The organism is Arcanobacterium pinnipediorum (genome assembly GCF_023973165.1).
Classification (GTDB): Bacteria; Actinomycetota; Actinomycetes; order Actinomycetales; family Actinomycetaceae; genus Arcanobacterium; species Arcanobacterium pinnipediorum.
The window spans coordinates 563411-575783 of sequence record NZ_CP099547.1 but is presented as its reverse complement, the minus strand read 5'-3'; the positions used below and the strand labels follow the sequence as shown (position 1 = coordinate 575783).

The 12373-nt window shown below is 54.0% G+C and carries 14 protein-coding genes; 4 read left to right on the top strand and 10 right to left on the bottom strand.

The window, feature by feature from the left end:
* The first annotated feature begins 140 nt into the window (after positions 1 to 140).
* Complete coding sequence (locus tag NG665_RS02420; protein WP_252673716.1) at positions 141 to 332, top strand: hypothetical protein; 192 nt, start codon at positions 141 to 143, stop codon at positions 330 to 332.
* 3 nt (positions 333 to 335) lie between these two features.
* Here the strand turns inward: NG665_RS02420 and NG665_RS02415 are convergent, their stop codons facing one another.
* The 8 genes from NG665_RS02415 to NG665_RS02380 form a co-directional block, all read right to left on the bottom strand.
* A complete protein-coding gene (locus tag NG665_RS02415; protein ID WP_252673715.1) occupies positions 336 to 2303 on the bottom strand; it encodes a DNA polymerase in 1968 nt (655 codons plus the stop codon).
* A gap of 76 nt (positions 2304 to 2379) precedes the next feature.
* Positions 2380 to 2565 (bottom strand): hypothetical protein, encoded by a 186-nt coding sequence (locus NG665_RS02410; RefSeq protein ID WP_252673714.1) that lies wholly within the window; start codon positions 2563 to 2565, stop codon positions 2380 to 2382.
* A gap of 17 nt (positions 2566 to 2582) precedes the next feature.
* On the bottom strand, positions 2583 to 3137 hold the full coding sequence (locus NG665_RS02405) for a DUF2815 family protein (protein ID WP_252673713.1): 555 nt from the start codon (positions 3135 to 3137) through the stop codon (positions 2583 to 2585).
* A 22-nt stretch (positions 3138 to 3159) separates the two neighbouring features.
* Positions 3160 to 4296, bottom strand: a complete 1137-nt coding sequence (locus tag NG665_RS02400) for a DUF2800 domain-containing protein (RefSeq protein ID WP_252673712.1) — start codon at positions 4294 to 4296, stop codon at positions 3160 to 3162.
* A complete protein-coding gene (locus NG665_RS02395) occupies positions 4283 to 4696 on the bottom strand; it encodes a hypothetical protein (RefSeq protein WP_252673711.1) in 414 nt (137 codons plus the stop codon). Before NG665_RS02395 ends, NG665_RS02400 begins: the two co-directional genes overlap by 14 nt.
* On the bottom strand, positions 4693 to 4929 hold the full coding sequence (locus NG665_RS02390; protein WP_252673710.1) for a hypothetical protein: 237 nt from the start codon (positions 4927 to 4929) through the stop codon (positions 4693 to 4695). Before NG665_RS02390 ends, NG665_RS02395 begins: the two co-directional genes overlap by 4 nt.
* Positions 4930 to 4934: 5 nt before the next feature.
* Positions 4935 to 5624 (bottom strand): sigma factor-like helix-turn-helix DNA-binding protein, encoded by a 690-nt coding sequence (locus NG665_RS02385; protein ID WP_252673709.1) that lies wholly within the window; start codon positions 5622 to 5624, stop codon positions 4935 to 4937.
* A gap of 353 nt (positions 5625 to 5977) precedes the next feature.
* A complete protein-coding gene (locus NG665_RS02380; protein WP_252673708.1) occupies positions 5978 to 6121 on the bottom strand; it encodes a hypothetical protein in 144 nt (47 codons plus the stop codon).
* A gap of 249 nt (positions 6122 to 6370) precedes the next feature.
* Between NG665_RS02380 and NG665_RS02375 the strand changes: the two genes are divergently transcribed.
* From NG665_RS02375 to NG665_RS02365, 3 genes are read left to right on the top strand one after another with little or no spacing between them, the layout of a single operon-like run.
* Positions 6371 to 7483, top strand: coding sequence for an ABC-three component system protein (locus NG665_RS02375; protein WP_252673707.1), 1113 nt, complete (start codon positions 6371 to 6373; stop codon positions 7481 to 7483).
* The gene (locus NG665_RS02370; RefSeq protein WP_252673706.1) at positions 7470 to 7691 is read left to right on the top strand and encodes an ABC-three component system middle component 7; all 222 of its coding nucleotides are present in this window, start codon (positions 7470 to 7472) and stop codon (positions 7689 to 7691) included. Before NG665_RS02375 ends, NG665_RS02370 begins: the two co-directional genes overlap by 14 nt.
* Positions 7681 to 9384, top strand: a complete 1704-nt coding sequence (locus NG665_RS02365) for a DUF2326 domain-containing protein (protein ID WP_252673705.1) — start codon at positions 7681 to 7683, stop codon at positions 9382 to 9384. Before NG665_RS02370 ends, NG665_RS02365 begins: the two co-directional genes overlap by 11 nt.
* Positions 9385 to 9539: 155 nt before the next feature.
* Here the strand turns inward: NG665_RS02365 and NG665_RS02360 are convergent, their stop codons facing one another.
* Complete coding sequence (locus NG665_RS02360; RefSeq protein WP_252673704.1) at positions 9540 to 11675, bottom strand: peptidase domain-containing ABC transporter; 2136 nt, start codon at positions 11673 to 11675, stop codon at positions 9540 to 9542.
* Positions 11672 to 12373, bottom strand: coding sequence for a flavodoxin family protein (locus tag NG665_RS02355; protein ID WP_252673703.1), 702 nt, complete (start codon positions 12371 to 12373; stop codon positions 11672 to 11674). The genes NG665_RS02360 and NG665_RS02355 overlap by 4 nt, the downstream gene beginning before the upstream one ends.

The window sequence follows — 12373 nt, the reverse complement described above, 5'->3', positions numbered from 1 at the left end:
TTCCTTCCCGAGACCCCGAAGAGAAAAAGTCATGCCGGGCGGCACAAGCGTTAAGGGCCTCACCACACTGCCGACAAACCCACAAGTGTTAAATCCATGCCGGGTATACCCCGCAGACAATCGATAGTGCGCGGGCGAACATGGGTGGTGTGAGTGAGATTGATAAGGCCACGGTGTGGGCGATGGCGAAAAACATGCGCCTCTTTGCCTTCATGGAATACCTGCGCGACCTCGACAACGACCCAGCACCGAACGCTGCGAATCAGCAGATCGCCGTGTACCTGCGCGAATTCATGGAAACTAACCCGAACTTGCTGCTCAGCGACGAATAGGAGTTAGTCCTTGCGGTAGTAGTCGCATTCGTATCCGTCCGCGTCCAGTGGTAGGCCTTCTGCCCAGGCTGGGAGTGTGGACATGAGCTTGCATGCATCGGATACGGTGAAACCTGAGTCTGTGGGTTCGTCGATGACGATCTCGTCGTGCACGTGCAGCACAATCTGGTGTCCTGCGTTGGCGACGGCGTGCATGCCGGTGACGAGCAGGTCGCGGGCGATGGCTTGGACGATGTTCTCGACCAGCTTGCCGCCGTAGGTTTCGAGCTGTCCCCATTTTCTGGCGGTGGTGGTGCCGGTGTAGGTGATCGAGGTGCCACCCCAACGATTTTCACCAAGGCGCGGCTGCACATACGCCAACCGCCTACCGGACGGTAGTTCGATGAAGAGAATGCCAGACTCGAGGGTAAAGCGCAGGTTGCGTAGCCGGATTGGTTGGCGTGAGGTGATCGCGGCGATGGCTGCTTCTTCGACGTCTGCCCAGAGCTGCACGATGTGTGGGTTGGCGGCTCGCCATGCGTCGACGATCGGTTTGAGCTCGTGTTCGGCTAAGCCCATGGTGAGTGCTCCCATTGCTTTAAGTGCACCGACAGAGCCGCCATAGCCACAGGCAAGCACCGCAATCTTCCCCTTCTGACGAAGCTCACCATTAACGCCGTGTTTTTCAACTGGGACGCCAAACATGCGCGATGCGGTTTCGCAGTAGAGGTCTTTACCTTCACGGAACGCGTCCAAGGTGGTTGTTTCTCCTGCGAGCCAGGCGATAACACGCGCCTCGATTGCGGAAAAGTCCGCAACGATAAACCGATTGCCGGGACTAGGGATGAATGCGGTGCGGATGAGTTGGCTGAGCGTGTCAGGTACCGAGTCGTAGAGCAACTCCAACGCATCAAGGTTGCCACTACGTACAAGTACTCGTGCTGTGTCGAGATCAGGCAGATAATTCCTGGGGAGATTCTGCACCTGCACTAAACGTCCGGCGAACCGTCCGGTGCGTCCTGCCCCGTAGAACTGCAACAGGCCACGGGCACGGCCGTCGTCTCCTGCGACGTGCTGCATCGCCTGGTACTTCTTCACGCTCGATTTTGCCAGATCGCCGCGCAGTTCGAGGACTTCTTTCACCTCGCCAGTAGCAGTGTCGAGGGCAGCATCGACGTCAGCCTTCGATAGTGATTCGAGTTCGCAGCCATGGTTATGGAGCCAGTCTTTGAGCTGGAGGGGCGAGTTTGGATTCTCCAACCCCGTGAGTTCTTTCGCGTGTTGCAGGAGTGTGTCGCGGTGGGCGTGGTCGATGGTGACGGCGTTGTTGACCAGCGTGTGGTCGAGCAGGATCCCGGTGTCGTTGATGCGTTGGTCGAGCGCGTAGGTATTCCACTCGGCCTCTGGCATCGGGAACGCTGAAAGCCGCTCATGGATGGCGAGTTCGACCTCGACGTCGCGCCGGTTGTACTCAATAAACCGCGCCCACCCAGTCGGATCAGCGGATGGTGGGTTCCTGCGTTTGCCGCCATTCAAGACTGAGGGCATGGCAGGTGTGCAGAACTGCTTGATCAGCTTGCGCCCCGCAGTATCTTTTTGAACATCGAGCTTGAGGACGGTCGCCACCGCGTCCAAACTCATAGGCAGGCCAAGGTAGGCCGACCAGATCATGGTGCACCGCCACTGCGCTGGATCAAGAAACCCCTCAGTGAGAAGGCTGGGGTAATGGCGATGCAGCCATGCGGACAAGCAGACCCGCTCGAAGGCGGCGTTATGAGCCCACTTGACCACACCCGGATCCACCAGTGCCGCGAGAACGCCTTCGGGGATGGTCTGCCCGCTGGCAAGATCAACCACCTCGACCGGCCCGCCGTCGATCGAGTAGCCGAAGAGAAGCAGGTCAAAGTCTGGGTGTTCGGAATACGGGTAAACGCCCGTCTTGGCGAGCTGGACGGGACTGAAAGTCTCAATATCGCAGGCCAATGAGTGCATAGATCATTCCTTTCACATAGAGGGGAAAAGTGGAGGGAACCACCGAGATTGGCAGTTCCCTCCACGAATCGGTTACTTACAAGGGCGAGGCTTCTGCCGTCGCGATGTTGCTTGCCTTGATGCGTGCTCGTTCTTCTTCGAGCATCGCCACGTATCGGCGTTCTTCACGCTTGTCCATCACCCACGAAACAAGAGCGACAACGCCGTTCGGGATGAGGTAGTAAACCCAGTAAGCCAAGGTGATGGCCCAGAAACATTCCATAAACATGCTGCGTCCTCTCAGTTCAGGAAGTCGTCGTCGGCCGGGGCAAAGGCACCAAAGTCAGTCTCAGCAGAGACACGCCCACCGCCAAGGGACTCACCGTCGCGGGTCTTTTGGATATTGCCCAGGCCGCAGGCAATGCCACGGTTGCCATTCGTGTTGAACGCATAGAAGGACAGGGACACTCGCGCGTAGCAGCCGGAGTAGACCTCGGCGCGGTCCAAGATTGGTGCCACATGCTCGTCGACGATCTGCGGAGCGGTCAGTGAGTTGGCATTGAGGAAATAGGCGTTCGCGTAGGCTTCGTCGTCACGCTCAATATCCCCATCACGTAGCGGTAGCTTGAGGGCCGCCTTGTTCGGGCGCTTGCCCCCAAACTTGCCAATGCCCTGCTCGATGGCCGCGTCCACTGCCTTCTCGATCGCGGCGATCGTGGCTGTGTCGGACTTGGGGATGATCAGGGAGACGGAGTACTTGGGCTTTCCGCCTTGGATGGAGTTTGGCTCCCACACGTGTGCGTAGGACAGTCGAACTTCGCCAGTGACGATACGGGTCGGATTGGTCGTTGTCATAATCTCTTCTGCTTTCTACTTGTTACTTGTTTGTTTGAAAATCGGTGGCCGCGCTCACCAGTTCAAGCGCTGGCCGTTTATCTGATGCAGGCACCAGGGTTGGCTTGCCCGCGGGTTTGGTTACGAGGTCGCCGAGGATCTCGTTGAAGGTGGATTTGCCCATCAGCGTTTCCATGGCTGTGAGGGTGATGAGCTTGCGGTCATAAATGTCCCGATAGCCCGCTGCTTCAGCCGCTGCAGCCACCTCGGTTTCGGAGGTGTATTTGCGGATCGAACGTCCGGCAACGAGCTTGAACCCCTCAAACGTGACGCCTTGGTTGACAGCTCTGGACAGGGCGTAGGCTTCCACGTCCGATGCCCAGGTTTTGAGCTGCGGAATCCGCGCCAAGACATCAGCAATCTCCGCGTCACTCAGTTCTGCTGGTGGGGCGAACTCCAACTTGGCCAGCGCAAGGTTCGCTTCGGCTCGTGCCCGGCAGGTGGGCGCGATCTTGCAGAACTGGCACCACGAACCAGGACAAAACTCGCCGCCACCAGCAGCGGCGAGCTCGGCCTTTGGCTTCACTTCTGTTTCGGCCCAGTGCTCGAGCTCAGCAACAGAGATTTCCCAGGTGTCGACGTTCGCCCGACGTGGCTGATAGATCGTCACCGCCACCGTCTCGATGTCGTAGAGGTCCCCGAAGGTGTGGAGCGCTCCGAGGGCATAGAGCATCAACTGCGGATTGTTGTCCGCCTCAACCAACACGCCTTGCCCGTACTTCAAATCGATAATCCGGAGTACAGGTTCGGCGATGATGACGCAGTCCCCGGTGCCAAAACCTCCCGGCACAATATGGGAGAAGTCGAGGCGCTGCTCGATCAACACCTGCGGATCACCACAGGACTCCTCAGCGATCGAGATGTGTTCTTGCACGTATGCGACATAGTCGTCGGTCAAGGTTTCCATCTCGTCATCAATCCAGTCCGAGACTGGCCGCTTCGAACGCTGCTTCAATGCGCGACGGAGTTTGTGTTCAGCCAGGGCGTGAGCGGCGGTTCCTTGCTCAGCAGCATTCGACGTCGACTCCGGCTCGTTGGATTCGAGGCGCGCCGACGGTGTGCAGTTGAGCCACCTGTGAGCACCAGAGGCGCTCAATAATGCGTGGTCAGATGGTGCCATCAGCGATCTCCTTCGCCCGCTCGAGCAGCCAGCCAAGCTTCGACGAATCCACGGCGGAGAGCTTGTCCGCACCGGCCGCAACGATCAGCTCCCGAACTTTCGCAGTGAGGCCTTGCGCCGAGAGGTCAGAGAGAAAAGCACGTACTTCTTCGAGCGTCACGACTGGTTCAGGCTCAACCTCAGGATCGTCCACAAGCAGTTCTGGCTGGGCCTGCGTGGCCGTGATGGTTTCGACGGGTTCCTTGATCTGCAATGCGAGCTCCGGACGTTCACCTGACATACCTGCGTGATCTTCGAAGCTCTCCTCAGCAATCTGCTGAGCCCGAGCAAGCAAATCAGCAAGCGATCGCATGACCTGGTTTCCGTCACGAATAAAGGCATTGAGTTCTGGCATCATCATTTGGATCCACCTGCCTTGAGAGCATCCGCTAACGCCATGAGGTCGTCGTCAGTGTTTTCGGTGATGTCGATCTGCTTGACCGAGTCACCGGGGACAAGGATCATGACTTTGCGCGGGGTGCCAAGCAGCAGACGCATGAGCCGTTCACGTAGCGTCACGGTTTTGGTGGCGACGATTCCGGGATCGTCAGGGATACGCCGGGCAATATGAAGCTTGAGAATATGTCGAGTCATTGGGCTTACCTTTCTTCCATGTTGGTGGGAGTAGCCCGGTTGGCTTCTCCCTTCACCCCACTGCCGACACCGCCGAAAGTGTTAAATCGGGCCTCCTCAACCACCTGCCGAATCAGCGATTTCACCTCTGCCACCAGCTGCGAAACCCGCGCACGGGTCAACCCCATATCCCGTGCCACCTGCGCCTGGTTGAGCTTGTCGGTTGCGAGCAGACGAGTCATCACCTCACGATGCTGAGGATCCAACCCAGCGATGGCGTCACGCATAGCCTCGAGCTCACGGACATGCTGAGCACTGTCTTCACGTTCAATGACCTGGTCCTCGGCACTGATACCTGGCGAGGCCGGGTCTTGGTCGATTTCGAGCATCTGCTCATACGAGAACGGCGTGTTGTTCGGCAGACGGCACCCACGACGAGGACCGCACCCAGCCCCGCACGTGCACTTCTTCTTGCCTTTGCCACGATCTCCACGAACCGCCTTATGTGTGGCCGCTTCTTCTGCGTTCCACAGCTCGTCGAGAATCTTCTGCGGTGTGCGGGGTTTGACCTGATCAAGCGGAACACCCAATTCGGCGGCGCGTTGTTCAAGGTCGGTAGCGATCATGAGAGCGAACTCACCAGGGTCGATATCGAAAGTGTCAGTGATGGACTCGTTCTTGTTGTTTTCCGCTTCGTGCTTGAAAGTGACCTTCATCGAAGGATCTCCATTTCTCCGGGAATCCCGGTGATTTGGAGACCTGATCTGTTTGGCTCAGATCACTGGTGAGAACTGCTAGGAAGACGACAAAGGCGAGCCACCCCACCCGCCCTCACAAAAAGAGGGTTGGGTGAGGTGACCCGCCGAGCGCTCCCAGAGCAGGTCTCACTAGTGAATCTTTTGTCCAACCCCACGGCCTGCACCCGCCATAGGGCTTGCCCATCCGCCAGATGAACTCCCGAACAATCACGCTCAGGCATGGAGAACGTCAGTACTGGTGGCCACCAGCGCTACCGCCTCCACCCGCTCTGGTGCGAAAATCACTCACACCAGAGCAGGAGTGGTTGCGGCTACTTGCCGCGCTTGGATGGCTTGGCCTGCGCCAACGCTGACGCGGCAACAGATTTCGAGTCCTTGCCATACCGGCCATCGGTCAGAATCTTCGATGCCTTGGACGCCACCTTCGCAGACGTCTGCATACGGTTCTTACCCATGTGCTTCACCTCCTCACAGATCTGGGCCAATAATTCTTCGCAACCGCGAGATAATTTCGGTAGAATCAGTGGGACTGATGTTTTGCTCAGTTAGCTCGCTGCCACTGTCAATGACGCTACGGAGGCACTCGAGACGAACTGAGACATCAATTGAGACAGGGTTGAGACGAGGAGGCGCTGGTGGAGTTCAAGGACTTCTTTAAGCTGTTGAGCTCGAATCTCGACCTTGGATCCAACCGGGAAGAACGGATGCGGAGTCTGCTGTCTCTGGTGTGTGAGGCAGAACCGGGTTTTGAGGGCACTGATGACGATCCAGTGATGGCCCCTCCGGCTGCGTCGTTGAACCACATCGCCAGCGGCAACAGGCCCTTCAACTCAGATATTGCTGAGCCAGTCTTGAGACAAAATTTCGAGCCCTACGGACTCGTTGCGAAGTTGCAGGAGCGTAGCCAACCTCAGCTGGAACGCATGGCGGAAGCGATCCACCCGTTCGAGCCTTCGATCACGTGGGATCGTGTCCCTGAATGGTGCGCTGATTACTTCACACGAGCATTAACTGCGGCTGTGTCTAACCGGCAGCTGGTAGAGGATGCTCAAGAAAAGGTTCGGCGTATCCAAACGGTCGCAGCGCACAAGCGTTTGGGTCAGGCGTTGCAGATGGAAGCCGGGTCTACCTGCCCTGCCTTGGGTTGTATGGACCAACTTCTTCAGGTCAACGATCAAGGCGTGGCGGTCCCGAGCTTCGAGGTAACCGTCATTGATCCCGCAGGTGATCCGCGATCTCCTGCGAATCTGATCGCGCTCTGCCCCCATCACCATGCAATGCACACGGGAACTAACCCACAAGCCGTGCAAGAACTCAAGGCAATCAAGGATCGACTCGTTTCGCAGTTCAAATCTCGCCTAACCATGTCCCCGGAGGGGATGGAACAGTGGATACGACAAGTTCTGGAGAAGATAGTCGGCGCTAACCGAGTCGATTTGCATCAGCCGATCACAGAGCCACTGGCAGTCGAAACAAAAATTCCAGATGACTTCATGTTGCAGGAGACCGTTTTAGCGCACGTCGCAACGTGGTACGCCTTCATCGAAGCGACGTTAAAACAGATTGACTACAGCGACGGCTGGGACTTCGACGAAATCCGACACTCGATCAACTCTCAATACCGCAGACTCAAACGCCTTGGCATTGCCCAGGACGACGTGTTCGCTCAGCTCACGCAATGGCTACAGACCACCACCGGCGGCAAACCCATCGCATGCCAGGCAGTGGTGTCCTACTTTATCCAAAAATGTGACGTGTTCGAAGCCCCGCAACCACCAGCCACCAGCGGGAAGGAGCCTCAGTATGCGCTTTCCTAACAAGCTCTACCCGTTTGGGGAGTCCACGCTCGCGCTATTCGCGCCCATCCTCACTGTTCTTGAGGCCGAGCCAGTCAGCATCAGCGAGCTCCGCGCGAGGCTCGATAATCCCGCGATCGAGGACGTTCTCGATGCGCTCACTGCCTTGTTTGCTCTTAAACAGATCAACCTCGACTCCACGACAGGGGTGATTGTCCGTGCTCGTTAGCGTCTGGTCAGACAAGTTCCGCAATAACGGCAAGGTTCGTCCGCCGATCGTGTTCCATCCGGGATTGAACACGGTGCGCGGCGGGCAAAGCGCACAGAACTCGATCGGCAAGTCCACTCTGCTGTTCATCGTCGACTACGCGTTCGGCGGCTCAACATTTGCAAAATCCAAAGCCGTCAGCGCGAAGGCTGAAGGCCCGCACACGATCTACTTCACCTTCCGCTTTAACAACGTGGACTACTACTTCTCGCGCACCACCAACGTGCCAGGATTCGTCCAAACCTATGAGGACCCCGAATACAAGAACCCCGCTGAGCGGTGGGAGTTCGACGAGTACGTAGGCTGGCTCAAACGGCAATACGGTCTAGCAGACATGGATGCTTCCTTCCGGCAGATCGTGACGAGATTTGCCCGCATCCAGCAAAAAGCACTGAGCAACGTTGAGACCCCACTGCAAGGCCCCGGCCGTGAACCAGTCGCCACTGGGTTGGCTGTGATGCGTCAACTTTTCGATGTCTACGACTACCTCAAAGAGCTCGAGCAAGCTCTCACCACGGCCACGGAAAACCTCAAAGCCGTGCAAAAGACCCAAAAGATTGGTGTCTTCCAAGCGCAAAAACTGCGGTTGAAGAAGGAATACACGCAAGCAGTCAAGCACGTCCACCAACTCGAATCAGAACTCGACGCGCACATCAAAGGCACCGATCAGGCCATGCTTGAACTCGACGTCGAACATTCTGACCAAGCAGCCACTATCAAAAGCCACCTTCACGGGCTACGAATTACACACGGCAGACTGAAAGCAAAAATTCAGCGCCTCACACAGTCCCTGAATGAAGATTTCCCTGCAATCAGCGACCCAGATCTCGCACAACTGCACGTATTCTTCCCCGACACGGACCTTGAGCGAATCGAAGACGTGCAGCGCTTCCACCGCACCATCGCCCAAATCGTCTCCGACGAAGTAGAAGACCAGATCACCACCTACCAGCAAGAGCTCGCCTCACTGACCACGTACATTAAGGAGGCCGAGCAACAGCTTCGAGATTTGAATGTGCCCATCCACGTCTCGGAGAAAGAACTGCGCCGTAACGCGGAAATCGGCGGGCAGCTTGCACTCGTCAAGGAACAAATAGAGGCATGGGAAGCAACCCAAGACCTCAAATCAGCGAAAAAAGAGGCTGAAACCAGCCTGAATGAGACCCGCAAGAGCTACGACCATGAGATCGAAACGAAACTCAACGCAGAGATCGCACACCTCGACCGGTTCATCCATGAAGGCTCAGGAGACTGGTACCCACCAGTGCTCACATTCTCCGACACCGGCAAGAGCTACACCTACGGCTCCGAAGTCGACGACGGCACCGGCACCACAGGAAAGAACCTGATCCTGTTCGACCTAGCCATGCTGGAGCTGACCGCGCTTCCATACGTGATCCACGATCACCCACTCCACCAAAGCATCGAAGACGCAACCGTCGGAAGAATCCTAGAACTATACCAACAATTCACCAACAAGCAGATATTCATCGCCTTCGACAAAGACGAACACTACACAGAAGCGCCCGCAGTCAACGCGATTGTCACCCAGACAGCAGTAATCGAGCTCGGCAAAGAACACGAAGCACTCTACGGATGGACATGGAACAAGAAACCCAGCAAGACTCTCAAGAAAGAGGAAAGTGCGCGATGAAGATCAATTACAAGCCATTATGGAAACTACTAATTGGACTGAACCTGGTTTTGGACCGTTTTCTTTAGGGATGTAAACACTTCAGGAATCCGGAGTTATAACACAGACTCCGATTGGAAGATACAGATGCGCTAATAAAAATGCCATGGGGAAAGTCAGCGGTATAATCTTGAATAAAGTCCGCCCTGAGCCAAAAGCTCAGTGTGGGTACCAGACTCAACAACTGCTCCCTCATCCATGACAAATATCTTGTCAAAGTGGCGTATCGTTTCTAAGCGATGCGCCACGACCACAATAGTTTTAGACATCCGTGAAAGATACGAAAAAACTTTCGTTTCCGATAAGCTGTCGAGAGCACTGGTAGGTTCATCAAGCAATAAGAATTCTGCCTCGGAAAACAGGGATCGAGCTAGTATGATTCGCTGTTTCTGGCCACCTGAAATATTGGAGCCTCCGTTGGATATGTTTGTGTAGAAACCCATCGGGCTATTGGAGACTAACTCAGAAACACCTAGCTCATCGCAAATGTCGCTGAGCTTTAAATAGTCCGCCTCACTCAATTTCTCACTAAGGGAAATATTTTCGAGAATGGAACCAGAAAAAAGAGAAGAATCCTGAGATGAATATGCAACGTAACGACATAAAGAATTCCTATGAAATTTCTTACTATCAACACCATTGACTGTGACAGTTCCAGAATATGGATACAGCATTCCGGACAACAGCTTAAGAAGCGTGCTTTTGCCTGAACCGCTTGGCCCCACTATTGCGATACGATCGCCACGATTGATACAAAGTGAGAGATTGTCAACACACAGCTGCTCAAAGGCGCTATACCGGAATGAAACCTCTTTAGCCTCGATTGACGCTGGCAACTCATTTAGCTCCAACAAACCTGAGCGCTCGCCAGCTGGAGGCGCAAAATCTAAAATCTCAGACACTTTCGAGATGTAGGTTTTGACCGTAATTAGCTGAGAAAGCGACTCAAGCACCGTTGTCACTGGCGTTAAGAATGCACCGGAAAGCGACAAAAACCCAATTACTGTACCAAGTGAAACGTCGCCCTCAAGAGATAGCATAAGACCTACGCAGAGCAACGCCATTGGAAGGATAAAGCTCAACGCCTCGCCAACTGTGTTCAGTCGTGCAGCAAGGATCCCCTTTTTCAAATCAAATACCTGCTTATCAAGGAAGCTACGTTTCCAGCGATTGAGAACCTGTTCCTCAATACCCAATGACTTATATGTCTCAATAGCTCCAAAATACTCTGCAAGAATTTCTTGCGCCGCGACCTCACGGTGAACTCCGCGTGAGACTAGGTTCCTGTTCTTAACCGAGTACGCTATAGAAATCGCTGCTATGACAGCCGTCTGTATAATAACAATACAGGCTAAAATTGGCGAGAACATTATCATCACTACCAAATAGACCGAAGCAAACATGACGTCAACCACAGCTGTGAGAATCCTCTGCGAGATAATCTGCTGAACAAGACTCGTTGAATGAATTCGGAACAGTAGATCACCAGTCCCATGAATCGCGAAGAACCTCATAGGAAAATCAATCATCCGTTGCATAAATTTAAACTGAACAAGGCGCTCAAATGCCAGTTGAAATTTAGTTGTACATAAGATACGGGTACTCTGGAGGATATAATAAACGAGAGCCGTAAATCCTAGAGATAGGCTCAGTACAAGCGGTGAAACACCGCTCTGTAGACTCGTTATATTATCAACTACCCAACGCTGGACGAAAACAAATGCAAGAGATAGCATTTGAGCTGCGAGTGTTAGACCAGTAATAAAATATACTGAACCGGACAGCTGTCTTACCAACACCACAATTGAATTGCCGAAGAATGTTCGAGTTGGCTTTAACCGAGATTTTACATCTATTCCTTCGATTAGTATAACCATGCCCGTGAAGGAGTCTTCAAATTCTTGCTTAGAATACTTCAATCTCCCGCGAGCTGGGTCTATAACTGTAAATGCGCCCCTCCTATACTTCTCAAATACAACAAAGTGATCACTGTTCCAATGACAGATAGCTGGCATTTTAAGCAATCCAAGATCGCTGGCATTGCGCACTCGAACGCCTTTACATCTTATGCCGTAGTCAATCAGAATCGACACCAAATTTGAAAACGACGTCCCCCCTCGTGGTACTCCATAGCGCTGCTCTAAGTCCAAAAGAGTGACCGTGAAGCCAAAGTATTTCAATATCATTGCAACGACAGCAATGCCGCATTCGCTTTTATTGTTCTGCTCGACGAGAGGAATGCGTTTTTTCATTTAGACCTACCGCCTGAGTTAAGATACTGCTGCAACGAGTCGTAATCGAACCATCCTCTTTCCTCCCAGTACCTAGGTTCGGCGAGGTCGCGAGGGCGGTTAGCGAAAATGCGCTTATAATAGGTAAACTGTTGCTCCGCTATTCTTCCTACCCTTGGTTTCCGACCAGGCATCAAAGCTCTATGTATAGCTTCATAGACCTGCCTTAGTTGAGAATCAAAGCGCCCTTGCTGATCAAGTAACACAACGTCCTCGATGAGCTCAACCCCAAGACTCTCCATGATGAACTCAAGGTAGTTCTGCACCTCGGTAAATCCGTTATTTGAGGCAGAAACGATAGAGACCCCAGGCTTTCCTAATAAGCGAAAGATATGCAACCAACCCGAGATTCGCTCAATAAGCAGTTTGATATCCGCTGAAACGGCGTGTGCATATACAGGTGTCCCAAGGACAAGAAGGTCACAGCTAATTAATTTTTCCTTGAGCCATTTCCCGGAGTCTTCCTCGATTTCATCAGCGCTATCAATCCCCGTAACAAACACTGAGCCATCCTTCACCGAGTGAAGTTTCCAGTCATTAGGTGTCAATATTTCACAATCGACACCATCTTTCATGAGAAGCCCCGCCAGCGACCTTGCGAACGCTAGCTGTTTCGATTCGACATTCCTGGAACCCAGGATGAATAGGACATTACTCAT